Annotated in this window: 22 protein-coding genes, 1 tRNA gene, 2 rRNA genes and 2 pseudogenes; 18 read left to right on the top strand and 9 right to left on the bottom strand. The window is 34.2% G+C overall.

Annotated features, from left to right (window positions below; genetic code table 11):
• Positions 1–6: 6 nt before the first annotated feature.
• A complete protein-coding gene (locus ACQH21_RS06965) occupies positions 7–1,116 on the bottom strand; it encodes a hypothetical protein (protein WP_425384131.1) in 1,110 nt (369 codons plus the stop codon).
• Positions 1,082–2,278, bottom strand: a complete 1,197-nt coding sequence (locus ACQH21_RS06960; protein WP_425384003.1) for a hypothetical protein — start codon at positions 2,276–2,278, stop codon at positions 1,082–1,084. The genes ACQH21_RS06965 and ACQH21_RS06960 overlap by 35 nt, the downstream gene beginning before the upstream one ends.
• Before the next feature lie 313 nt (positions 2,279–2,591).
• On the opposite strand from ACQH21_RS06960, the gene ACQH21_RS06955 reads away from it, so the two are divergent.
• From ACQH21_RS06955 to ruvC, 11 genes and pseudogenes are all read left to right on the top strand, one after another.
• Complete coding sequence (locus tag ACQH21_RS06955) at positions 2,592–4,256, top strand: recombinase family protein (protein WP_425384130.1); 1,665 nt, start codon at positions 2,592–2,594, stop codon at positions 4,254–4,256.
• Positions 4,243–4,326: pseudogene (locus tag ACQH21_RS06950) on the top strand (hypothetical protein); the annotation flags it as partial. The gene ACQH21_RS06955 and the pseudogene ACQH21_RS06950, both read left to right, overlap by 14 nt.
• A 30-nt stretch (positions 4,327–4,356) precedes the next feature.
• Positions 4,357–4,494, top strand: a complete 138-nt coding sequence (locus ACQH21_RS06945; RefSeq protein ID WP_425384559.1) for a hypothetical protein — start codon at positions 4,357–4,359, stop codon at positions 4,492–4,494.
• 285 nt (positions 4,495–4,779) lie between these two features.
• Positions 4,780–5,082 carry a 50S ribosomal protein L21 gene (rplU, locus tag ACQH21_RS06940; RefSeq protein WP_007302510.1) on the top strand — a complete coding sequence of 101 codons (303 nt, stop codon included), beginning with the start codon at positions 4,780–4,782 and terminating at the stop codon, positions 5,080–5,082.
• Positions 5,083–5,092: 10 nt separating this feature from the next.
• Positions 5,093–5,362 carry a 50S ribosomal protein L27 gene (gene rpmA, locus ACQH21_RS06935; protein WP_006012184.1) on the top strand — a complete coding sequence of 90 codons (270 nt, stop codon included), beginning with the start codon at positions 5,093–5,095 and terminating at the stop codon, positions 5,360–5,362.
• A gap of 8 nt (positions 5,363–5,370) precedes the next feature.
• A tRNA-Ile gene (locus ACQH21_RS06930) sits at positions 5,371–5,447 on the top strand.
• Positions 5,448–5,486: 39 nt separating this feature from the next.
• A complete protein-coding gene (gene metK, locus ACQH21_RS06925; RefSeq protein ID WP_425384129.1) occupies positions 5,487–6,683 on the top strand; it encodes a methionine adenosyltransferase in 1,197 nt (398 codons plus the stop codon).
• Positions 6,641–7,342 carry a TenA family protein gene (locus ACQH21_RS06920; RefSeq protein ID WP_265041705.1) on the top strand — a complete coding sequence of 234 codons (702 nt, stop codon included), beginning with the start codon at positions 6,641–6,643 and terminating at the stop codon, positions 7,340–7,342. Before metK ends, ACQH21_RS06920 begins: the two co-directional genes overlap by 43 nt.
• Before the next feature lie 15 nt (positions 7,343–7,357).
• Entirely contained in the window at positions 7,358–8,017 is a 660-nt protein-coding gene (locus tag ACQH21_RS06915) for a TenA family protein (protein WP_425384128.1), read from the top strand.
• Between the two features lie 47 nt (positions 8,018–8,064).
• A complete protein-coding gene (locus tag ACQH21_RS06910; protein ID WP_425384127.1) occupies positions 8,065–8,892 on the top strand; it encodes a cytochrome c oxidase subunit 3 in 828 nt (275 codons plus the stop codon).
• A complete protein-coding gene (gene ruvC, locus ACQH21_RS06905; protein WP_264336920.1) occupies positions 8,893–9,381 on the top strand; it encodes a crossover junction endodeoxyribonuclease RuvC in 489 nt (162 codons plus the stop codon).
• 25 nt (positions 9,382–9,406) lie between these two features.
• Here ruvC and ruvX read toward each other — a convergent pair whose 3' ends face one another.
• Genes ruvX through ACQH21_RS06890 form a run of 3 tightly spaced genes read right to left on the bottom strand, consistent with a single transcriptional unit; the run spans position 9,407 to position 12,835 of the window.
• Complete coding sequence (ruvX, locus tag ACQH21_RS06900; protein ID WP_425384126.1) at positions 9,407–9,874, bottom strand: Holliday junction resolvase RuvX; 468 nt, start codon at positions 9,872–9,874, stop codon at positions 9,407–9,409.
• 57 nt (positions 9,875–9,931) lie between these two features.
• On the bottom strand, positions 9,932–11,716 hold the full coding sequence (locus tag ACQH21_RS06895) for a ribonucleoside-diphosphate reductase subunit alpha (RefSeq protein WP_425384125.1): 1,785 nt from the start codon (positions 11,714–11,716) through the stop codon (positions 9,932–9,934).
• Positions 11,717–11,764: 48 nt separating this feature from the next.
• Positions 11,765–12,835, bottom strand: a complete 1,071-nt coding sequence (locus tag ACQH21_RS06890) for a class I SAM-dependent DNA methyltransferase (RefSeq protein ID WP_264375925.1) — start codon at positions 12,833–12,835, stop codon at positions 11,765–11,767.
• A 331-nt stretch (positions 12,836–13,166) separates the two neighbouring features.
• On the opposite strand from ACQH21_RS06890, the gene ACQH21_RS06885 reads away from it, so the two are divergent.
• From ACQH21_RS06885 to ACQH21_RS06875, 3 genes and pseudogenes are all read left to right on the top strand, one after another.
• Positions 13,167–15,931: ribosomal RNA gene (locus ACQH21_RS06885) — 23S ribosomal RNA — on the top strand.
• 67 nt (positions 15,932–15,998) lie between these two features.
• Positions 15,999–16,105: ribosomal RNA gene (gene rrf, locus ACQH21_RS06880) — 5S ribosomal RNA — on the top strand.
• An 81-nt stretch (positions 16,106–16,186) separates the two neighbouring features.
• Positions 16,187–16,989: pseudogene (locus ACQH21_RS06875) on the top strand (IS66 family transposase); the annotation flags it as partial.
• Positions 16,990–17,021: 32 nt separating this feature from the next.
• Here the strand turns inward: ACQH21_RS06875 and ACQH21_RS06870 are convergent.
• From ACQH21_RS06870 to rpmH, 3 genes are all read right to left on the bottom strand, one after another.
• Positions 17,022–17,231 carry a hypothetical protein gene (locus ACQH21_RS06870; protein WP_264686664.1) on the bottom strand — a complete coding sequence of 70 codons (210 nt, stop codon included), beginning with the start codon at positions 17,229–17,231 and terminating at the stop codon, positions 17,022–17,024.
• A 73-nt stretch (positions 17,232–17,304) separates the two neighbouring features.
• The gene (gene rnpA / locus ACQH21_RS06865; protein WP_080589533.1) at positions 17,305–17,682 is read right to left on the bottom strand and encodes a ribonuclease P protein component; all 378 of its coding nucleotides are present in this window, start codon (positions 17,680–17,682) and stop codon (positions 17,305–17,307) included.
• Entirely contained in the window at positions 17,666–17,800 is a 135-nt protein-coding gene (gene rpmH / locus ACQH21_RS06860; protein ID WP_010404613.1) for a 50S ribosomal protein L34, read from the bottom strand. The genes rnpA and rpmH overlap by 17 nt, the downstream gene beginning before the upstream one ends.
• A 107-nt stretch (positions 17,801–17,907) precedes the next feature.
• Between rpmH and pstC the strand changes: the two genes are divergently transcribed.
• From pstC to ACQH21_RS06845, 3 genes are all read left to right on the top strand, one after another.
• The gene (gene pstC / locus ACQH21_RS06855; RefSeq protein WP_425384124.1) at positions 17,908–18,996 is read left to right on the top strand and encodes a phosphate ABC transporter permease subunit PstC; all 1,089 of its coding nucleotides are present in this window, start codon (positions 17,908–17,910) and stop codon (positions 18,994–18,996) included.
• Between the two features lie 94 nt (positions 18,997–19,090).
• Positions 19,091–20,527 carry a F0F1 ATP synthase subunit beta gene (gene atpD / locus ACQH21_RS06850; RefSeq protein WP_425384550.1) on the top strand — a complete coding sequence of 479 codons (1,437 nt, stop codon included), beginning with the start codon at positions 19,091–19,093 and terminating at the stop codon, positions 20,525–20,527.
• A gap of 5 nt (positions 20,528–20,532) precedes the next feature.
• A complete protein-coding gene (locus tag ACQH21_RS06845; protein WP_012482002.1) occupies positions 20,533–20,874 on the top strand; it encodes a F0F1 ATP synthase subunit epsilon in 342 nt (113 codons plus the stop codon).
• 369 nt (positions 20,875–21,243) lie between these two features.
• Here ACQH21_RS06845 and ACQH21_RS06840 read toward each other — a convergent pair whose 3' ends face one another.
• The gene (locus ACQH21_RS06840) at positions 21,244–23,937 is read right to left on the bottom strand and encodes a hypothetical protein (protein WP_425384123.1); all 2,694 of its coding nucleotides are present in this window, start codon (positions 23,935–23,937) and stop codon (positions 21,244–21,246) included.
• Positions 23,938–24,346: 409 nt separating this feature from the next.
• On the opposite strand from ACQH21_RS06840, the gene fsa reads away from it, so the two are divergent.
• The gene (gene fsa / locus ACQH21_RS06835) at positions 24,347–24,991 is read left to right on the top strand and encodes a fructose-6-phosphate aldolase (RefSeq protein ID WP_007302527.1); all 645 of its coding nucleotides are present in this window, start codon (positions 24,347–24,349) and stop codon (positions 24,989–24,991) included.
• Positions 24,992–25,131: the final 140 nt, after the last annotated feature.

Raw genomic sequence — 25,131 nt, 5'->3', positions numbered from 1 at the left:
GAAATTCTATTTTTTTATAGTCAAAGTAAAAGGGTTAATACGATAACCATATGATGATCTTTGCCAACCAAGGGTTTGTATTACATCATCACGTTCAATACTTAATCCTAATTTCTCAGCAAGTGTAGCTTTGATTGTTCTTTGCATTTTATTTAATGGTTTTCTGATTTGATGTTCTAAATCTGCTTCTAAACTAAGTCCCAAGAGTTTTTCTAACTGATTAATATTGAGAAGTGTATGTTTTTCAGGTGGTAACTCTTTCTCACAGTCATGTAAAAATTGCTTGAACAATATTCGAAAAATATTAAGGCATGATGCAGCTTTTTTATTTATAACTTCAACGCTATTAACATATACCATACCTTTAACTACCTGTAACTCCAAAAGCTTTATTGGCACAATTGGTTCAACACGTTTAAGCGAAATATATGAAGCTGGTAAAACTTGCAAAGAAGTATTTTCTACTACCTCTGGTACTCCTTTTTTAGCTGCCTCTTGGAATATCTCAGTTACAGTCTTATACTGGCAAAACAGTTCTACCATTCGCACTACATATAGGCTCAATAATAGATTAGGTATATCTTTTTTTAGAGTAATGAGAACTGTCGGATGGACTCTCAGTTTATCTATGGTTAAAAATATCGCATCAGTACAAAAATCAAGGATTATTAGATTTACAATATGACCTTGATCACAAGTATAATAAACTCCTTTTTCCATTTTTCCCCACATAAGTCTTGAATCATTCAACTTTGTTTCAAACCAGTCTATGATTTTCTCTATATTTAAGTATATGGATAAGAGATGAAATCTCTGTTTTTTATAAGTATTAGGCAAAATATGACGAGAACAGTTTTCACAAATAGCGTCATCACATGCTTCATCAAAGTCTGGATCGATAAAAATCTCATTGCTACAACTTGGATCAATTACATTTGGCCAATCAAGATGATCTTCTTCACGAGAGCAAACAATATAGTACCTTTCTTGCATTTTTATCAATCCAAGATCAAATAAGTATCTTGCTGCTTTAATGTGATTTTGACTTGGATTAACCCAAGAACTATTTGAACTTAAAAGATCAGCAATTTGCTCGTGAAAGGATTTTAAGACCATAAGATTGTTCCATATGTTTCTTCAGGTCCTCTCTTTCTTTTTTATTGAGCGGATGCTCTGAATAATAAATTTCCCCACTTGATTTGAAAGAAAATGTTACCTTTTTGTTTTGGAACATTACTTTAGCTGATTGAATAGATTGTAGTATATTGCCAATAGATGGCTTTAAAATATGTAACTCTGGTGCAATAGAATCATACGGCTTTACACTTAAAGTAAGATATGTATTACTATTCTTAAAATAATCTGACTTAAAATTTAACTCAAATATACAAATATTAGGATCAGAACCCTCTATACATGCTTGAAGAAATTTATGCACTTGTAGTGGAAAGTTCTTATCTTGTATATTTACAAAAGTACATTCACAGTTAAAATAACCACTTGCAATACTATTTGCTATTTCCACAGCCTTGTTAGTATTTTTAGCACAGAGATTAACCTGAGTGCCATCAAGCGAAAAATCTAAAATCATCCACTCAGGTTTATGACCATGAACAACTTTATTTGAGTTAAGCAGTAAATCCATGTCACTTCCTCGACGTACAAACATATATATTCGATCTTGATGATGGAAAAAACCCTGCAACTGCTCATCATCCTTAAGTATCTGCTCTACGGATTCTTGTGACATAAATTCCTTAAATGAAGTATTTATTTGTCTTGGTGGTTTCTGTAGAGCAAATGATACGAAGCCTTTCTTTTGTACTTTATCAAAGTGATAGACAGATTTTAGAAGTTCGCAATTTATGTGAAATAGTAAAAACAACAAGGATCTTTTATCGTACTTAGTATTATTTTTTATTAGGTACGATCTCATTAACTCTTGAGTGAGGGCAAATCTTGCTACTTCACTGACTGTAGCCTCAAGCTTTGTACGATCAAAGTAGCTAATGAGATAATAGTTAAAAAGAGAGTCAGAGTAACTGGTAAGTATCTTACGTTTTTGCTGAGTGGATCTATCATCATAATCTCCGTCCTGAAAAAGTTGCCCATTCAAATGCTTTTTAAAGCAATGCTGAAAAGTGATGCTCAGTTGTTTACCAGAAAGGGAATCTAACCAAGATTGACGTATATTAGAATCCTGAAAACGATCTAATAAAAGGTTAACAGGAACTTCTAAATCGCTTTCCCAAAATTCATGGCTTGGATGAACATTCATATTACATAAAATAAGCTATATTATACATAATATGACAATTCAAGCAAAGATTTTTTGGACATAATTTTTTCAAATCTTGTATATTTAATTAAGGAGAATTTGTGTGAACTAGATAGCTTTCTTAAATAAGGTGTGCGTTGATTTAGTTTAATAGAAGTCTCCTAACCTTATAAAAAAACTCACAGGAAGAAAAACATGCAAAAAGGGGAATTAACTATTAATTGCCGTTATGAACCTCACAGATTGGCGAGTACATATTTGGCAGATGCTTATGAACAATTATTGAAATATAAAATAAAGGAGGTGAAAGAAAATGACAACAGTAAGCTTGTATGCAAGAGTTTCATCAAGACAACAAGCACAAGAGAATACGATAGAGAGTCAGATTGTAGAATTGGAGCGTCGCATTAGTAGCGATGGACATGAATTATTAGATGAGCATAGGTTTGTTGATAATGGTTACAGTGGATCAAATTTAGAACGTCCTGGCTTAGAAAATTTACGTGATAGAGTAGCAGAAGGTAAGATTGATAAGATATATATTCATTCACCTGATCGGCTATCACGTAAATTTTCATATCAAATGATCTTACTCGAAGAGTTTAAAAAGGCTGGATCTGAAATAGTATTTTTGAATCATAAGTTTGATGATAATCCTGATTCCCATTTATTTCTACAGATTCAAGGAGCAATAGCAGAGTATGAACGTGCAAAGATTATGGAACGAAACCGTAGAGGTAAACTTCATGCGGCCAAAGCTGGGTGTATAAGTGTGATGGGTAGGGCGCCTTACGGTTATCGCTACATAGCAAAACATGTAGGTGAAGGAAGTGCTCAATTTGAGGTTGATGAAGAAGAGGCAAATATAGTGCGTAAAATATTTAGTCGGGTTGGCCAAGAAAGAGCAAGTATAGGAGAAGTTGTACATGAACTGAATAAGATACCGGTAATAACACGAACAGGAAAAAGGTATTGGAAAAGGAGCACTATTTGGAACATGTTAAAAAATCCTGCTTATATAGGACAAGCAGCTTATGGTAAAACTAAGACATGCTCAAAACCACAAGTAAAAAAGTCAAAAAAAGGAACTTGTGGTAAACTAAAAAGTGGTCGCTTTAATAGTGATAAAGAGAATTGGACTTATATTCCAGTACCAAAAATAATCAATGAAAATTTATTTGATTCAGTGCAAACACAATTAGCTGAAAATAGACAAAGAGCAAGAGTACGGCAAAGAAGAGAAACATATTTATTACAAGGTTTAATGGTATGTCAACGTTGTCAATATACTTATTGTGGTACAAACCACGTTCATAAAAAGTCGACATATTATTACTATCGTTGCTCTGGTACAAACTCTAGCAAATTTAATGGCAATAAAATCTGCGATAATAAATCAATACGCACTGATATATTAGATGGAGTTATATGGGAAGAAGTCAAGAGTATCTTGAAAGAGCCAGATAGAATTGCAAATGAATATCAACGTAGATTATCAGAGAACAAAAAACCTTTACATAATCAAACACGTGAAAAGCAAGAAAGTAAGCTAAGATTAAGTATCAAAAAATTTATTGATAGCTATGCTAAAGGGTTTATAAGCCAAGAAGAATTTGAACCAAGAATCACAACAATGAAACAGAATTTGAAAGAAATTGAAGAAGAGAAAGAAAGAACACTCGATCAAAAGAAGTTACAACAAGAATTGAGCCTTGTTACAGATAGCTTGAAAAACTTTTCCTCAAGTGTTGAATCAAAGCTTGATCAAGTAGATTGGCAGACTAAGCAAAATATTATTAGAATGTTAATTCATCAAATTGAAATCAATCACAATCACTTGTATATAGTATTTCGCATAAAAAATCTTGCAAATTTTGATCAAAATAGCCATAATAGAATTATGCAATGTTGTACTAGCAGTCAAAGTACCAGGAAAATCACCAAGGGTAATAAGGTTAATAAAGTTGCAGCAAGGTAGATGTAATTATTGTAATCTCACGTTTAAATTTGATGACTTTGTACATGTACATCATCAAGATCGCAACAGAAATAATAATAGCATTAAAAATTTGCTCTTGTTGCATAAGCATTGTCATGATCAATTACATGGAAGTATGTATGACAAGCACCAAGTTGCAGAGGAGCCGTATGAGGTGAAAGTCTCACGTACGGTTCTGCAGTCGAGTGAGGAAGGGCGACCTTCTTCACTTAGATAACTATAAACTTCACAAGTTCAGTAATTTTTCTCATGGGTTTGAACTTGGAATGAGTTTTAATTTATAAGCTCCGATTGAATGTTTTTAGTGAAAGCTTGAGTTTTTGTTAACGTCGTAAAGTTTTCATGAGACTAAGAGAATTTGAGAGTAGTCAAGTTTTAAAACTTGACTACTCTCCACGAGGAAAAGCAGATAAAGGTAGAAGTATTTCATGTTTTTATTTATATTGACAGTATGTGTAACATCATTTACGATTAGTGTTAATAACAATAATTGATATTTGTCATGTTTGCAGTAATCGAAACTGGTGGAAAGCAGTATTTAGTAAAAAAAGGCAGCATAATTAAAGTAGAAAGATTACAAGCTGAAGAAAAAGAGGAAGTGGAAATCAATAAAGTGATTTGTGTTTCAAACAATGGCTTATCTTGTTCATCTAATGCTGTTGTTAAAGCTGAAGTACTGGAGCAGTGTAGAGATAAAAAAATTATAATCTTTAAGAAAAAGAGAAGAAAAAATTACCGTAGGAAAAATGGTCATAGGCAGTATATTACTGTTCTTCGTATCAATGAAATTAGTCTTCAAAAGTAAGAGGTAAGATATGGCAACTAAAAAATCAGGTGGTAGTTCCTGTAATGGTAGAGATTCGGCAGGGCGTCGGCTCGGGATAAAGAAGAATGGTGAGGTTATTCCAGGTAACATAATTGTACGTCAAAGAGGTACAAAATTTCATCCTGGAAAGAATGTTGGTATGGGTAAAGATCATACGATTTTTGCTAAAACGAAAGGCTGGGTGAGTTTTAGAAAATCAGCAAATAAAAAGACGTTTATTGATGTTGTGCCTACAGATGATATGCAAGCCTTGGCTTGAATAGATACGGGTCTGTAGCTCAGGTGGTTAGAGCGCACGCCTGATAAGCGTGAGGTCGGAGGTTCAACTCTTCCCAGACCCACCATTTAAATTTGCAATAGTTTTGATATCGTGTAACTAAGCGATGGTTTTACATAAGAATTCAGTAACCAGTGAATCAGTAGCAGCCGGTCATCCAGACAAAGTAGCAGACCAGATTTCAGATGCAATACTTGACGAATACCTTTTTAATGACTCTTCCTCTCGTACTGCAATAGAGACTTTAGTTACTAAAGATAATGTTATTATAGCTGGGGAAGTATTTGGGCCGAACATTGAAAATAGCAAGATTGAAAGTATTGTACGGAATACAATAAAAGATATTGGTTATGAGCATGATGGTTTCCACTGGGAAACAGTGAAAGTAAATATATTACTACATGAACAATCAAATGACATTGCAATAGGTGTGGATCAAGGTGCTGGGGATCAGGGCATAATGTATGGCTATGCAACAATAGAGACAGAAAGCCTCATGCCAGCACCCATTTTTTATGCACACTCGATTCTGAGAAATATCATGAGTATGGTCAAAGAGGTAAAGCTTGGTCCGGATGCAAAATCGCAAATCACTTTGGCGTATGAGAATAACCTTCCAGTGCGTGCTGAAAGTATTGTTGTTTCAATACAGCATCTTGAGGATCTGAGTCAATCGAAAGTGAAGGAAATAATTTATCCTTACATAGCTTCATCTTTACCTGAAGGGTGGATGTGCCCTAAAGAAAATCTCTTAGTCAATCCAACAGGTAGATTTGTTATTGGCGGACCAGTTGGTGATTGTGGATTAACCGGACGAAAAATTATGGTTGATACTTATGGAGGCTATATTCCACATGGTGGAGGAGCGTTTTCTGGAAAAGATGCAACAAAAGTTGATAGATCCGCAGCTTGTATGGCGAGATACCTTGCTAAAAATATTGTCTTTGCAGGTTTAGCTGAACGTTGTCTTGTGCAGCTTTCTTATGCAATTGGTGTCTCAAAACCTACTTCATTTTACATTGATACATTTGGCACGAATACAATAGATGAAGAGAGGATTAAAGGGTTTATTGAAGGTAACATAGATTTATCAACTAAAGGCATAATAAGACATTTATCACTTAATCGTCCTATATATAAACGTACAGCCTGCTATGGGCATTTTGGTAAAGAATCGGAAAGTGATGGTGGATTTTCTTGGGAAGGTGTGGACTTATCTACTGATTTTTGTAAAGAATTTAATATAGAAGAAAAAACAAGATGTCCGACAAACCAAAAGAAGAATTTTACGATATTGCTGTAAGAGAGTCATCTGGCCTTATTGAAAAAATAATAAAACATCCTTTCAATGTTGAATTGATGAATAATACGCTAGATTATGAAAAGTTCAAATTTTATCTTCAGCAGGATTTTTTGTATGTAGTAGACTGCACTCGTGCTTTATTGATTATTGCAGCTAAATTTAATGACGTTGAAATAATGAATAAACTAGTTTGTGTAGCTGTGGGTACTTTTGCCACACGAGATTACTATAGAGAACATTTTGCAGATTGCGATTTGTCTGATAGCCACAAAAAGTCGAAGTCTTGCTCAGCTTTTACTAACTTCTTTGTACGTGTTGCACATCACAATTCTGTTGCTGAAGGTTTAGCAGCTTCTTACCCGTGCTTTTGTATATATCAAATAGTTGTACGTCATATTGCGAAAGGTAAAACTGTTGCTGATAACAAATATCAAAAATGGATAGATTTTTTTAACTCTGATGCAGCAAATACCATGATTGATGATGTAACTAACATTATGAACAGTCTATATAAAAAATCCAATGATAATGAGCAAAGGAATATGTTAGAATTCTTTCGTAGTGGGATGCAGCTTGAAATGGAATTTTGGAATGAGATATACTATAATGCAGGTCGCGACTTAGAATCTAATATAGAGTTACTCGTGTCAGAACCTTGATTTTGAGTGTTTTGCATGTTTAGTAATATAATTAAGAATTGCTATGGATCAAATCTTTTAAGAGATTTAACTAATCATCCTTTTAATGTTGAGTTGATGGAAGGTACTTTAAATATAGAGAACTTTAAATTCTATATCCAGCAAGACACGTTGTTTTTAGACGATTACATTCGTACCATATTGATTATTGCGTCCAGAATAGAAGATTGTAGTAATGTAATTCCACTTGCCAAAGTAGCGCAAGGGTCAATAGCTGTTAATAAGTTCTTGTGTGATCACTACTTTACTATATACGGTGTGAGACGCGGAAAAAAATCTCCTACATGTTTTAATTTTACCAATTTTCTTTTGTCTGTCTCATATAGTGATATCTATGAAACTGTAACAGTTTTATATTCTTGCATGTTTATATACAAAACTGTTACTGATAGTATGAAAAGTGGGTTCAAGGAAAATAACAGGTATAAGGATTGGTTTGATTTTTATAGTGGTAGTTTAATGGAGTATGGGTGCACTACTTTAGAACATATTGTTGATGAGTATTGCCAAAAAGTAGGAGAAAAAGAAAGAAGTAGAATGCTTGAGTTATTTAGGATAAGCGCACAATTTGAGTTAGATTTTTGGAATAGCGCATATAATTTTTCAGAATTTGATCGAGATTTTAAGAAATATTGACAATTTTAAGCTAATTTGTATGCTTGGTACGTATTTTTGAAGATGATATGAAAAGTAAAGGACATGATTTTCATTTAGTAGACCCAAGTCCCTGGCCAATTGCTATATCAGCAGCAATTCTTGTTCTTGCACTTGGATTAGTTGGTGCACTCCATAAACAAATTTCTGGAATATTTGGTTTAGTTTTTGGAATCTCTGCGGTATCAGGAGTGCTGTTTTATTGGTGGAGAGATGTAATAAGAGAAGCAATTTATGATAAATGCCATACTGCCATTGTAAAACATGGACTCAAGCTTGCAATGTACTTATTTATCCTCTCGGAAGTTGTGTTTTTTATAGCGTTCTTTTGTTCATTCTTTAAAGCCTGGCTTGATCCGGTTTTTTTATTTGAAGCGTTTTCTCCTACAAAAAAAGTTGAATGGCCCCCTGAAGGGATTTTACCACCGGATCCGTGGTCGTTACCATTTATGAATACACTAATATTATTGCTTTCTGGTACAACAATTACTTCAGCACATCATTTTTTACTTGAAAATGATAAAAAAAGCATGATTAAAATGCTGTCTATAACTATATTGCTTGGGATATTCTTTATAATAGTGCAAGCAATCGAATATCATGAAGCAAGTTTTTCTTTGCGAGAAACAGGAGAAAAACTTATTTATACATCCAACTTTTACATGATTACTGGTTTTCATTGTGTGCATGTTATAATAGGAATAATATTTTTGTCAGTATGCTTATTTAGAGCTCGAAAAGGTCAATTTACACCTCAAGATCACTTATGCTTTGAGTTTGCTTCTTGGTATTGGCACTTTGTCGATCTAGTCTGGATATTTTTATTTCTGTTTATTTATTGGTTAAGCCTTTATTAAGTGATTAAAATAATAGGCCTAGATCCAGGGATGAGTAAGACTGGTTGGGCCATTATTAGACTGGAAGAAAAGAATAATATTAAATTTTTGGGTGGCGGTACCATATCAACTGATGGTAAATTGGGTGTAGGTGAACGTCTACATATAATTTTTGAACAATTAAAGAAAGTAATTTTCCTATACTCTCCAAATGAAGCTGCTGTGGAAAAAATTTTTATTAATAAGAATCCAAAATCTTCGCTAACTTTAGGATATGCAAGAGCAATTGCAATTTTAATATTACGAATGACGGATTTACCCATGAATGAATATGATGCAAACTATATAAAAAAGAGCATTACTGGAAATGGTCATGCTGATAAGGGTCAGATTATATTTATGGTCAAGCAAATAGTTAAAAGCTCAAATATAAAATGTCACCATACTGCTGATGCTCTTGCTACAGCAATTTGTCATGCTTATACGAAAAATTTTTGTTTTATTGAGTAGTTTTACATGAATTCAGTTTAAAAAACTATTTGATGGCGTTTATCTTATCTAATGTTTGTTGTAGAATAATACATGCAGCAATTTTATCATCTATTTTTTTTGATTTTGTGATTGATATTCCAGTAATTTTTAGTGCGTGAGTTGCAAGAGATGTTGATAGACTTTCGTCTTGTAGGTATATGTGTACTTTGCATTTTTTTATTATTTTATTTGCAAACTGGATTATTACTTTGCACCATTCGGTCTCTTGTTCATCTATTGTGAATGGTAGTCCTATTACCATTGATCCAGCTTCATTTTCTTTAAGCACTCTATTTAGATAACCTAAATCTTTGCTCATATTTCTTCTATAATATATACTATGAGATGTAGCTATAAGCTGTGTTTTATCACTAAATGCTATGCCTATTTGTTTTTCTCCCATATCAAGGCACATTATACGTTTATCTCTTGGAATAGACTTTAGAAATTCATCTGGATTTCTATGTAGCATCTATGAAAACATAACTTTTGTACAATTGTATTTTTGTGACAGTAAGTTATGTACAGTCTACTGGCATGATAGACATTCATCATAATTAATATCTGTTTTTTGTTGCAATATTTCACTTTTTTTGAATATGTCATGTGAGACCTTGTCAGCTCTCTGCATTGATTGTGATCTGCAATAATACAAGCTTTTTAATCCTTTTTTCCAAGCAAGCATATGTATTTTGTGTAAGTAACGTTTATGCACATTGGCAGGTAAGAACAGATTTACTGATTGAGATTGACAAATATAAGGAGTTCTATCACTTGCATGTTCTATGATCCATTGTTGATCAAGTTCGTATGCTGTTTTAAATGTCAGTTTTTCATGCTTGCTAAGAAAATCTAAATGCTGAACAGAACCCTCATTTGTTGAAATTGAGGACCATGTTTCATCATTGTCTTGATTTTTTTCTGCTAGTAGTTTTTGCAAGAATTTATTTCGTACTACAAATGAACCTGTAAGTGTCTTCTGTATAAATACGTTTGCTGCATACGGCTCTATTCCAGGAGAAGTGTTGCCTGCGATAATCGAAATTGAGGCAGTTGGAGCAATAGCGAGCTTATGTGTAAACCTTTCCATTAGATCGATTTCTTTAGCGTCAAGACATGGCCCTTTTTCTTCTGCTAATTTTTTAGAAACTACATCTGCTTGCTCGCGCAAATGCTTAAATATTTTTTTATTCCATTGTTGGGCTGTTACTGATTCAAAAGGAACCATTTTACTTTGTAAAAATGAATGAAAGCCCATCACACCAAGACCGATACTACGCTCTCTTATTGCGGAATATTTTGCTCGCTGTATTTCATTTGGTGCTTGGTTTATGAAATCCTCTAATACATTATCAAGAAAACGCATTATATCTTCTATGAAAAGCTCATTATCTTTCCATTCTTCGTAGTATTCAAGATTTACGGATGATAAACAACATACAGCAGTGCGCGACTTGTTCAGGTGATCGTAACCTGTAGTTAAAGTTATTTCACTGCATAGGTTTGACATTTTGATATCTAAATTGAGCTTTTTGTAAGGTTCTGGCTTATTGTTATTTGTTGCATCAAGGAAAATAATGTAAGGTTCTCCAGTTTCAACTCTTGCTGTTAATATTTTAATCCATATATCCCGTGCTTTTACTGTTGAAATAACTTTATTGTTATGAGGGCTTATTAAATCCCATTCTTGATCATCTTCAACAGCTTGCATAAACTTATCTGTTACTATTACAGCATGATGTATATTTAATGCTTTGCGATTTGGGTCACCACCAGTTGGCTTACGTAAGTCTAGAAACTCTTCTATTTCTGGATGCCATACAGGAAGATAAACTGCTGAGCTTCCTCTTCTTAAGGATCCTTGGCTGATTGCAAGCGTCAGAGCGTTTTGTACTACGATAAATGGCACAATTCCTGATGTTTTACCGCTACCTTTGACACTTTCACCAATTGAACGTAAATTTCCCCAATAACTACCTATTCCACCACCACGTGCAGCGAGCCAAACATTTTCATTCCATAGATCAACTATTCCCTTCAAGCTATCTTCAGTTTCATTAAGAAAGCAGGAAATAGGCAATCCTCTTTTGGTACCGCCGTTACTAAGTATTGGTGTTGAAGGCATGAACCACAAGTTGCTCATGTAATCATAAAGACGTTGTGAATGTTTTCTATCATCAGAATAGTAATTAGCAATACGTATAAAGAGATCTTGATAACTTTCATTTTCTATTAAATACCTATCCAATAGAACTGCTTTTCCAAAATCGGTTAATTTACTATCTTTTGCGTAATTAATAGTAATGTAATTCATAAGGCTCCTTTTATGATAATATAGAAATTTATTTGAGCGATTTCTCGATTAAGTTGTTGAATTTGTTTGTGGATGTTGTAATGCAAATAAGATACCATCAACCTGACTGCCATATATTTTACAGTAACTCATTTGACTTATTTGCATATTTGTTTCTTTTGCAACATGCTGAATATAATCTTCTGAATGACGAAAATAATCTCCTTTGTTTACAAAGTCAATACCTTTACCTTCCTTTCTTCTTACTAAACATACAATAACCCCTTTTTTGTTTGTCAATCCTTTTGCTAGTTCCAATTCTGCTAGAAAATCATGTAGATAGTGTAGCACTTCAGCAAAGATAATTACATCATACTGCTGGTTCTTCTCTTGTTTAAGAAACTCTTTCATTTCTGTATGTATTAACTCATCGTAAACAGGTTTACCTTTTATAAGGCATCCTCTTGCAATATTGAGCATTCTATTTGAGATGTCAACTCCTGTTATGCGACTTCTAATATTACTTATTTTTAGGAAGTGACCACATATTCCAGTACCGCAACCAAGGTCGAGTATATTCAGTTTAGAAGTGGAGTTGTTAAAGACTTTTGTAATTATCATGTGTACTAGTTCATGCCCTCTGTATTGTTTGGCAATTAGCCAATGCTCAACAAAATATTCACCTGTGTAATCAAAATATTGTTTTATGAGATTTTCAGGCAATTCTACGATATCTGATGTGTTTGTTATTTTTTTTAAGTAGTAAGAAGCTTCTTTGTGACTACTATCTAATTTTAGTGTCTTTGTTAAATAATTATAAGCTTTATTAGTATTTCCTACTGCAAAATGACATCTTCCAATATTATAACAGACTAGAGGTAAATTGGGGTAGAATATGCTAATTAACCAAAATCTTAACTTTGCATCTGATATATTACCTTTATAGAAGTGATATAACCCGATTTCAATGTTGGTATTTAACAGGTTTTTAGATTTTTCAAGAAACACTACAATTTCTTTATGGAGAGTATTGTATTTATCCATAATGAAATTTTTTACTTTTTTAATATTTAATAAGCCAGTGAGCTTAGATATACAATTTAAAGCAAAGTTTTTTATAAAAGATAGATTACTTTTCATACATTAGAAATACTCCAAATGTTCATTTTCATTTTTAGGTAACTAATTTTAACACATTTTATCTTACAAAATATCTTTTTCATTAATTTTTCTGTACATATCAATTTGTCGAATATTTCTCAGATTGTACTGTTTAAGATTGCTGGTATATTGTTGTTGATAATAATAGGTAAATGTTTTGTGTAAAAAGGCGTTGACATATGATTTATCAGATTGTAACATATAAAAGATTAGTTTTTAGATGTTTGAAAAGTTTTATGGTAGAGATTATTTAATCTCAATTCAATTGTAAGTTAATATTTAACTCTGCATATTCTACATATAGTCAGATAAATAAATTATTAAGAGCACTTGATGGATGCCTTGGCGTTAAGAGGCGATGAAGGACGTGGCAGGCTGCGATAAGTTGTGGGAAATTGTCAACAAATTTTGATCCGCAGATTTCCGAATGGGGAAACCCAACTAGCTTGGCTAGTTATTATATACTAAGTATATAAAGCAAACTTGGTGAACTGAAATATCTAAGTAGCCAAAGGAAAAGAAATCAACCGAGATTCTGTTAGTAGTGACGAGCGAAAGCGGAAAAGGCTAGTGATTTAAAAATAAGAATTAGAATACTCTGGAAATGGTAACCATAGAAGGTGATAGTCCTGTATAAATAGAAAGTTTTTAAATCCTTGAGTAGAGCGGGGCACGTGAAATCCTGTTTGAATATGGGGGGACCATCCTCCAAGCCTAAATACTCCTTAACGACCGATAGTGAACAAGTACCGTGAGGGAAAGGTGAAAAGAACCCCGGGAGGGGAGTGAAATAGAATCTGAAATCAAGTGCTTACAAACAGTTGGAGCTCTATATCAATTTATTGATATTTAGAGTGACAGCGTACCTTTTGCATAATGGGTCAGCGAGTTAATCTATGAAGCAAGCTTAAGCCGGTAGGTGTAGGCGTAGCGAAAGCAAGTCTGAATAGGGCGTTTAGTTTTATGGATTAGACCCGAAACCAAGTGATCTAGTCATGACCAGATTGAAGGTATGGTAAAACATACTGAAGGATCGAACCAGTTAATGTTGCAACATTATTGGATGAGTTGTGATTAGGGGTGAAAGGCCAATCAAACTTGGAAATAGCTGGTTCTCCGCGAAATCTATTTAGGTAGAGCGTTGTATGTATGTTGTTGGGGGTAGAGCACTGGATAGACTAGGGGGATTCATCATCTTACCAAATCTAACCAAACTCCGAATACCAACAATTAATTATACAGCAGACACACTACGGGTGCTAAGTCCGTGGTGGAAAGGGAAACAGCCCAGATCACTATCTAAGGTCCCAAAATTACAGCTAAGTGGGGAAGGAAGTGGAAAAACCATTACAGCTAGGAGGTTGGCTTGGAAGCAGCCATCCTTTAAAGAAAGCGTAACAGCTCACTTGTCTAAATAAGTTTTTCTGCACCGAAAATGTACCGGGGCTAAAGCTGTATACCGAAGATGTGGGTGCTTATTAATTTCGATTAATAGGCGCGGTAGCGGAGCGTTCCGTAAGTCTGTGAAGGCGGTTTGTGAAAACTGCTGGAGATATCGGAAGTGAGAATGCTGACATAAGTAGCGTAAAAGAGTGTGAAAAACACTCTCACCAAAAATCTAAGGGTTCCTACGTTAAGTTAATCTGCGTAGGGTTAGTCGGTTCCTAAGGCGAGTCCGTAAAGGAGTAGTCGATGGCAATTAGGTTAATATTCCTAAACCTCTTAAGTGTGACGGGTTTTGTATTTGTATAGGTCTTATTGGATTGATCTATGCTTAAAAGAAGCTCCAGGAAATAGCACTTATATTTATGAGGCCGTACCGTAAACCGACACTGGTGGATGAGTAGAGTATACTAAGGTGTTGAAAGAATGATGTTGAAGGAACTCGGCAAATTATACCTGTAACTTCGGAAGAAGGGTAACCTGCTTTTAGGCAACTATGAGTAGGTGGCACAAAATAGGGAGTAGCGACTGTTTACTAAAAACACAGGACTCTGCAAACACGTAAGTGGAAGTATAGGGTCTGACGCCTGCCCGGTGCTGGAAGGTTAATAGGAGGGGTGCAAGCTCTGAATTGAAGCCCCAGTAAACGGCGGCCGTAACACTGACGGTCCTAAGGTAGCGAAATTCCTTGTCGGGTAAGTTCCGACCCGCACGAATGGCGTAACGATTTCTCCACTGTCTCCAACATCACTTCAGCGAAATTGAATTCCCCGTGCAGATGCGGGGTACCCGCGGTTAGACGAAGAGACCCCGTGCACCTTTACTATAGCTTTACATTGCTATTAAAAGTGTGATGTGCAGGATAGGTGGGAGACTTTGAAGTTATGGCGCTAGCTATAATGGAGTCAACCTTGAGATACCACCCTTTACACTTTTGATATCTAACTACGTTTCATTATCTGGAACTAGGACATTGTATGGTGGGTAGTTTGACTGGGGCGGTCGCCTCCTAAAAAGTAACGGAGGCGTGCGAAGGTAAGCTAGAGCTGGTCGGAAATCAGCTTGATAGTACAATGGCATAAGCTTGCCTGACTGCGAGGCTGACAAGCCAAGCAGAGACGAAAGTCGGTCATAGTGATCCGGTGATTCTGTATGGAAGGGTCATCGCTCAACGGATAAAAGGTACGCCGGGGATAACAGGCTGATGGTGTTCGAGAGTTCATATCGACGACACCGTTTGGCACCTCGATGTCGACTCATCACATCCTGGGGCTGGAGAAGGTCCCAAGGGTTCGGCTGTTCGCCGATTAAAGTGTTACGTGAGTTGGGTTTAGAACGTCGTGAGACAGTTCGGTTTCTATCTGCCGTGGGTGAAGGAAATTTGAGAAGATCTGACTCTAGTACGAGAGGACCGAGATGGATATACCTCTGGTGTACCAGCTGTTATGCCAATAGCATCGCTGGGTAGCTATGTATAGATGGGATAATTGCTGAAAGCATATAAGCAAGAAACCCTCTTCAAAAAGATTTCCCAATTAAGGCCGTGGAAGACTACCACGTTGATAGGCTAGGTGTGGAAGCATGGTAACATGTGAAGCTAACTAGTACTAATAGCCTGATTGATTTATTTCCTTTCTATATGTGCATATGCAGTGTTAAATATTAAATTGAAATTTGTTAAGTCAGAAATTTTTATTGACTTGGTGACTATAGCAAAAATGAACCACCCGATCTCATTTCGAACTCGGAAGTGAAACTTTTTAGCGCCGATGATACTTAAAAAGGGAAAGTAGGTCGTTGCCAAGTTTATAAAAATTTCTTTTTATTTATATCTCTTCAGTAGAGCGATGAAACAAGGTAAACATAGAGTAGCTGTGAGGTAATATAATTGATCTTCCGAAAATCAAACTTTATATAATTGAATATTAATTAAGTTGTTGGAGATGAGGAGAAAGAAGAAGTAGCAAACTACCAAAAAGCAGATACATTTGGTCCAATAGTTAGGTGATAATTGTAGCACTCAGTGGATTTTATAAAAATTCAAAACGTGAAAATTATAAGTGATGTTTTTAATGTGAATTGAAAGCGTATCAAATAGTGAATATAGAATTCCCTCAAAATGCAAAAAGGTGTATGAGCAAATCGAATAAGAAAAGTGAGGTTTTGCGCATCAACGTGTTATAATAAAGGTAAACTTGGTTAGTGCTGAAGCAATACTGCAAGTTTTAAAGGGAAAGAAGATTTAAAAGACAGTGTATCTTGCAATCGTAATAGTCGCTGACAGGTACTTTGAAACATAGCTGGACTATTGAAGTTAAAATTCTGGGCTGTTACTTAAAAAACGCATCCACTGAATTATTTATGCTAAAAAAAAGCTTTATTAAAAAATGAAACAGAAGTGTAAGAAAGTTGCAAAACGTATAAGGTATTACTTGAAGCTACCTATCTGAAGCAACTGGAGCTTTTCAAGTTGCGAAAAATATTTTAAAATCTGAAAGAATGATGTGAAATTTTTTAAGTAAACCAGAAAGTATTCCACTATCGCGCTGAACAGCAAATTAGGCATTATATCATTTACTGTAAAAGCTCATATTTTACGTAATCAGAGCTAGGAATTTGAAAGGATAATTTCATTATACTTAACATGGAAACAAAGAGAACTATACAATCCCCTGCCTATCGTTTCTTGAACCACTCCCCTGAACGGGTACTTTTACTTTTATCAAACTATTCTCTTATTGTAATAAGTTGCTTCTATATTCAAATTTAGCAACTTCCCTCTAGGATTATCCTTATTTTGTTCTAAGTATTGGCTTTGTTCAAATGCCATTCCCCATTGTGTACGATAGCTAGACTTTCTATATTCATAAAAACTCTCTTCAGCATTATTTGTATCGAGCTTTTTATCTTGTTTTCTTATACTCTCTACCATCAAGCACCCACATCTATTAATTTATTTTAAAAAGTTTACTTATCTTATCATAAAAAATATAGCTGTAAATACTTTAGTGAAAATTTCTTCTTATTTTATCTTTCTTTAAGCAAATATTGAGGTCTTTTTGTAAATTTTTATAGCCTGCTTGCATAATGTTTTTATGGGTTAGTATTATGTAATAGTATCCTACATTACTTATATTAGAAATGCTAACTTTAGCTAGCATTCGTAATTGCCTTTTTATTTTATTTCTTTTTGCTGCTTTTCCGACTTTTTTACTGATAGCCAGACCTACTCTAATAACATGAATATACTTTTCAGGTTCTCTTTCTTTTATAGCATATAGTGATATATATACCCCTCGATAAAAAAGACTGTCAGGTGCTAATCTGTTTTTAAAAGCAAAGGAAAACTCTTTTTTTTTATGCTTACTATGCGCATAATTTATTACACCCTAATGAGCGACGCTTATTAAGAATTTTTCTTCCAGCTTTTGTTGACATACGTGAACGAAATCCATGTTTGTGCTTTTTTTTTAAATTTTTTGGTTGAAATGTTCTTTTCATTGTTTTTATATTAATATAACTATTTATTTTAAATTATTTTTCTCTATTGTCAAATAATGGTCAACTTCTATGGCATTCTTATTGAATAAAATTTGATATATGGAAAAATGAATTTAATTATAGGCGTACCTGTTTTACTAATCCTTTTATTTTGTTTGAGTAAGTTTCAAGCAGTAAGTAAAGTTAAGTCTTATATATATTTGAGTTGTATGTGGATGCTACCTTGTTTGTTAGCATTCTATGATGGTTATTTTATAACTTCTATTTCTATAGCGTTACTTTTTTTTATGCTGATTTTTATCTTTAAAGGTAAAAGAAATAAGATGGTAAAATTTTTGTTATTTATGGCTTTAGCAATATCACTTTTTATCACTTTATTTATAATGCTATCTATTTTTGTTCAGTCCATTTCTTTTTTTAATAAAGTAGCTATTTCAGAATTCTTATTTTGCTTAAAATGGAAGCATAATGTAGCTATTATTGGTGAAGGAGAGGTGGGGTGTTTTGGTATAGCGCCACTTTTAGTGGGGACATTACTTATAACTATTGTAGCAATGTTAGTTGCGGTGCCGCTTGGTTTATTTTCTGCAATATATATTAGTGAGTATGCGAGTGAAAAAGTGCGTTATGTTATTAATACAGCCTTACAGGTTTTGTCTGCTATTCCTACTGTTGTATATGGATACTTCTCAGTTGTATTTTTGTCTTTTTTTATAAAGCAGGTAGCGAATTTTTTTAATCTAAGTATACACTCAGAAAGTGCTTTGATTGCTGGTTTATCGATTGGAATAATGATTCTTCCTTTTATTATTTCTTTGCTTGAAGATGCTATAAGATCTGTTCCAAAAAGTTTACGTTATGGTTTTATGGCGCTTGGAGCAACACCAGCGGAAACTATATGGCATATAACAATACCTTATGCAATGCCTACAATTTTAAGTGCAATTTTATTATCAATTTCAAGAGTGATAGGTGAAACAATGATTGTACTAATGGCTGTGGGAATCAATGCAAATTTGACCTTTAATCCTCTCAATTCAGTTACTACTATCACTGTACAAATTGCTACATTACTTACCGGAGATCAGGATTTCAATAGTGTGCAAACTCTTGCTGCTTATGCGCTTAGTTTAGTGTTATTTGTTATTACTTGGCTATTAAATGCATTTGCACTATTTATAATGAAACGTAACTAGTAAGTGTTTTAATATTGCAAAATTTCTGTTAATAATATAAGATTTATTTTTTAGAAGTTCTTTTATAGAATTATAGTGTTAGGTGATGAAAGAGATGAATATAGGTAGAACAGTTAAGATAACTCAAGCAGTTGTTGATCTAAAATTTGAAGGCGAGTTACCTAAGATATTTAATGCTTTAAAAAGCAAACTAAAATGTAAGGGCAAGGAGCTAGTTTTAGAGGTTTCACAACATATAGGTGACAATATAGTTCGTTGCATTGCTATGGATAGCACAGATGGTATGTCAAGAGGTGATGAGTTTGTTGATACAGGTGCACCAATATCAGTTCCGGTTGGACGCTCAACTTTAGGAAGGATTTTTAATGTTGTAGGGGAGCTTATAGATGAGTGTGGTCCGCTAAAAGGAAAGTATGATTTAGAACCTATACATAGATCACCTCCAAGTTTTACTGAGCAGAAGATACAGGAAGAAGTTTTAGTTACAGGAATAAAGGTTATAGATCTTCTTGCTCCTTATCTTAAAGGAGGAAAAATTGGCTTATTTGGTGGAGCTGGTGTTGGTAAAACAGTTCTGATAATGGAGCTGATTAACAACATAGCAAAAGCTCATAAAGGATTTTCTGTGTTTGCTGGAGTAGGAGAGAGAACGCGTGAAGGTAATGATCTTTATAACGAGATGATTACTTCGAATGTAATAGATATAAATGAGCACGAAAAATCTCAAGCCGTTTTGGTTTATGGTCAAATGAATGAACCTCCTGGAGCAAGGGCTAGGGTTGCTTTAACAGCACTAACTATGGCGGAGTATTTTCGTGATCATGAAAATCAAGATGTTCTATTTTTTGTAGATAATATCTTCCGTTTTACTCAAGCTGGCTCTGAAATTTCTGCTTTGCTTGGAAGAATACCGTCGGCTGTTGGTTATCAGCCAACTCTTGCGACTGATATGGGCGCTATGCAAGAGAGAATAGCCTCAACTACTGCTGGTTCTATTACTTCTGTACAGGCTATATATGTTCCTGCAGACGATTTGACCGATCCATCTCCAGCAACTACATTCTCTCATCTTGATGCAACCACAGTGTTGTCAAGGCAGATAGCTGAAATGGGTATATATCCTGCTGTTGATCCACTTGACTCAACTTCACAGTCTTTATCTGCTGAAATCATTGGTGAAGAGCATTATAATGTGGCTTCTGAAGTGAAACGTATATTGCAAACTTATAAGTCGCTGCAAGATATTATCGCAATACTTGGTATGGATGAACTATCTGATGAAGATAAAATTATTGTTGATAGAGCTCGTAAAATTCAGAAGTTTCTTTCTCAACCTTTTCATGTTGCGGAGGTATTTACTGGCATGTCTGGCAAATTTGTTTCACTTTCTGATACTATTTCTAGTTTTAAAGGAATTATTGAAGGTAAATATGATAACCTGCCAGAAGCTGCTTTTTATATGGTGGGAAGTATAAGTGAAGCAATAGAAAAGGCTGAATCAATAAAAGCTGAAGTTGGAGCCGGACATTAAAGATTATGAACACTTTTAAGGTGCAATTTTTTTCTCCTGATAATCGAATTTCATTCGATGAAGTGGTTTCGCTTTCAGTGAATGGGCTTGAAGGAGAGCTAGTGATTTTAGCTTACCATTCTCCTTACTTAATTTATTTATTGCCTGGTATAATTACTGCTCAAATGAGTAACCAGACAAAGGAAAAAGTTGTAATTGATAATGGTATATTAGAGGTTGCAAATAATAATTGTAGCATTATAACGAATCAAATTCAGGTTTTTGATCATTTGACTCATGATGAGGAATCATTAAAAGATAAGAGAGTTGGTATATATTTAAGTTATCTTGATGTCAAATCTCTTTAGGGGCTCTTTTTTGTTCAAGAAATAAGTCTACTCTTGTCATCTCAATGTTTGTCGTTCAAGTAGCTGACACACAACTGTACGAACATTATGGTTCAGGGAAGATGTCATTCCAGTATCTTCCTTCTTGTCATCCCAGTGCGTGACACTGGGATCCAGATATAAAAAGTATTTGCAAATTATGCAGTAAACAATAGTTCTTAAGGACATATGTCAAAAACAATGTCCAAAAACTAGATCCCAGTGTCTAGGCACTGGCATGACATTATTTATTATGTGCCGTATTGCAATGTTCGTACAGCTATGTGTCACACTACTCGGATGACAAGAGGGGCTACTTGAATAAAGAAGCCGCTGGTCTCATGTGCATCTTTAAACATTTCCACGCTGACTTTGGCTACACACCTTTGAGGGACTGCTGATTAAGTCTAGAAGTGAATTATAGCAATCATCATCACTATAAAATGCACTATCAGAGCTTGAAGATCTAGATTTTCTTTTTGCATTATCAACTTCCCCTACAAGCTGATCAGATATTTTTGCACGATTGTTCAAAGGTTCCTGTTGAGAAATCTCTGTACTTAGCATTTCTACTTGGTTATTTAGATGTTTCTCTTTACCGTTTAGCTTTTCTCTTTCTCCCGTTATTCTTTCAATTTCCATAGCTTGATCTTTAATCTTTTCTTTCAATATTTCAATCTCATTCTCATACTCTTTAAACTGTGATTCCAGTAATGGACGGTATTTATCCACTATTTCTTCTTCTACCTCCTGCCGTATCTGTTCTCTTTGCCTCTCAATTTGCTCATCTTTAGTCTCTAGCTCTCCCTCTAACGATTTAAAATCCCACCTTTCATCCCACTCTAGCTCACTTACCTCTTGTTCATCAGGTTCCAAATGTGCGGTGTGCTCACTTTGCAAATTTTGCATTTGAGATTTTGAATTCGTTAAACGTTCATCTTTTATCTTCTGCCGTAACTGTTCTTCTTGCCTCTTAATCTGCTCATCTTTAAGCTCTAGCTCGTTCTTTAACTCTTCATATTCCCGCTTTAGCTGATCTACCTTTTGTTCATAAGATTCCAGATTTGTGTTGTGCTTATCATCTAAGCGTAGAATTTTAGATTTTAAATTCTCTATATCTTTCCACTTTTCACTTAATATATATTCTGCTTCCTCTTCCGCTTTTTTAAACTGTTTCAATTTATCTTCCAGTTTTTCATTTTTTGCATTAGCAATTGTTAACTTTTTCTCTAGATCTTTCTTTCCTTCATGTGCACTTTCAAGTTCTTGTATTTTCTCTTGCAGCTCTGTTGATATATTTTCTAGCTTCTCATCTTTTTGTGTTAGTCCAATTTGCAATTTTACGTTTTTTTGCTTTTCTTCTTCAAGTTTATTCTGTAAATCACTATTGCACTTCTCTAATTCTTCAATTTCTTGCTTAGCCTCCATGAGTTCCTGTTCTGATTTTTTTTGCTTTATTATGCAATTACTTAACAGCTGGTCTAATTCCTCTTGCAATTTTCTTACCTCACTTGTCAACTCTTCTTTTTCTACATTGGCAACTTCCAGCTTTTTCTTCAGGTCTTTCTTTTCTTCATATGCACCTTCAAGTTCTTGCGCTCTTTCTTGCAGCTCTGTTGACATATTTGCTAGTTTTTCATTTTTTTGTGTCAGTTCAGCTTGCAATTTTGCATTTTTTTGCTTTTCCTCTCCAAGTTCATTCTGTAAATCACTATTATGCTTTTCAAATTCTTGCTCAGCCTTGTCGAGCCTATATTTTAAATTCGTTAAGCGCTCATTCTCTTCGATCATTATACGTTCTGCTTGCTCGCTCTCTATCTGCAATGTATCTTCCAGTTTCTTATTTTTTACATTGGCAACTTCCAGCTTTTTCTTCAGGTCTTTCTTTTCTTCATATGCACCTTCAAGTTCTTGCGCTCTTTCTTGCAGCTCTGTTGACATATTTGCTAGTTTTTCATCTTTTTGTGTCAGTTCAGTTTGTAATTTTGCATTTTTTTGCTTTTCTTCTCCAAGTTTATTCTGTAAATCACTATTATGCTTTTCAAATTCTTGCTTGGCCTCTTCGAGCCTATGCTGTAAATTGTTCCTCTGCTCATTTAATTCTCTAATTTCTTGCTCAGCTTTTGTAAGCTTTTGATCTAGTTGTTGTGAATTAACTTCTGTTTGAGTTGCAATTGCCTGAGTTGCAATCTGCTGTGGATTAACCTCTGATACATTGTTGCTAGTGAAAGAAAGAATAGGATTGCTTTTAGCATCATTTTCAAGATCTTTCATCTTTTCGTCTTGATTGATTACGATATGTTCGTTATTTTGCAGATTACTAACAGCCGGTGCAATGTTAGCATTTTTGTTCTTTTTCAATAATGCTTTGACAGCGTCATGTAGAGAGAGACCTTGAATATATAATTCTTCATTTTGTCTTATTAATTCCAAAAACTCCTCAGGTGGCGATTCAAAATCTTTACCATTAAACTGTAGTACTTTAGTTATACCAGAATTACTTACATTCATAACCATAGTACAGGTAAAAGTTTTCCCATCCTTGTCCTGCACAGGCCAAGTGCTTGTCATTTCATAATATGCACCCTCTTTAAATTCATAATGTCTTTCCTTACCTTTTCGGTAAGCGTATATGTCATGCTTTTTATCGCAATAGATATTCAATGTGCTAATATCCCTTTCTTGCTGTAAGATATCACTAATTCTTATTGGCTCACTTCTATTGTAATTAATAAGATTAATGTTTAACACTTTATCAGAATTGTTAGTTTCTACATAAAAAGCTCGAAGGTCTATGTCTTTGTCTCTAAAATACTTACTTACAGCTTTTTTTGCCTGATTTGCTAATTCTATAAAGTTTTTTTTAAAGCTCTTGTTGAAAGATAGATCTATATATGCTTGCTTAAAATTTTCATCATTTGTTAAATCCATGAGCAAGTCATAAACCTCCCATTTTTCCTGACAATGTTCTTCTAAAACAGTAATGCTATTTTTTCTTTTCAGCTCTGCTAATATGTTTTTCAATGTCGGGAAATTTGTTGACATAGTATACCCCCTATTACTATTGTTCTGATAATATATTTACTTTAGGAGTGATTAACTCCTTTTATATTAACCTTTTTAGTTGAATTTAATTGCGAGCGTTAAACTCGAACTTAGTCATTTTGTTTATTGTTCCTCACTACCTATTTGTGTTACTATACTAGTAGTAGTACTAAGTTTTAGGCTATGCAAGAATTTCTATTGAACGTAAAGCTAGTAAACTTCAGAAATTGGTTATGCTAATTTTGTTAATAAAATGCAACCAATTAAGGAAAGCGCTATACTGTGTCTCAGTGCAATATTTTCTTTCCTAACGGACTGAAAATTGAGTTGAGTTAAAAATCCGATTTTATTTAATACTTTTCAAAGATGACAATATTTTGTAAAAATAGGTTTTTAATAGGACAATAATATGGAAATTTTTCTTGATAGTGTTGATTTGAATGAAATTAAGGAGCTAAAAGAGTTCATTGATGGTATAACAACTAATCCTTCTTTAATAGCAAAATCTGGACATAAAGATAAGTACGAAGATTTAGTAAGCGAAATATGTTCTATTATAAAAGGACCTGTTAGTGTTGAAGTTGTTGCAGATAGCCATGAAGATATGGTTAAGGAAGGCCTTAAGTTAGCGAAAATCGCTAGTAATATCGTAGTAAAGTTACCCCTTACACATGAAGGATTAATTTCTTGTAAAAAGTTGTGGACAGAACATAAAATACCTGCTAATATCACATTATGTTTTTCTCCTGGACAAGCACTGTTTGCCGCTAAGGCCGGTGCTTGTTTTATTTCTCCCTTTGTTGGTCGCCTTGATGATATAAGCTATGATGGCTTATCGCTAATAGAAGATATATGCACTATATATTCTAATTATAATTTTAAGACAAAAGTTCTTGTTGCATCAGTAAGAAGTCCAGCACATGTAATAGAAGCTGCACGGCTCGGTGCTCATTCAATTACTGTGCCAGCAAAAATACTTAGACAGTTAATTAATCATCCACTTACTGATCAAGGGCTCGCAATATTTGAAAAAGACTGGGGCGTAAAACAATAAATGACATTGCTAAAAAAGACATAAAAACACAATAATTTATATAAAAAGGACATAGGTACCATCTGTCCTTTAAAGACATGTAGGTCAATGATATGCGTAATTCAGTGTTTTAAACATGATAGTCCTCCACTAATAAAAAA

The organism is Wolbachia endosymbiont (group B) of Eupithecia inturbata, assembly GCF_964030915.1.
Taxonomy (GTDB): domain Bacteria; phylum Pseudomonadota; class Alphaproteobacteria; order Rickettsiales; family Anaplasmataceae; genus Wolbachia.
The sequence above is the reverse complement of the archived record's forward strand: the minus strand, read 5'-3'. Positions and strand labels throughout refer to the sequence as shown.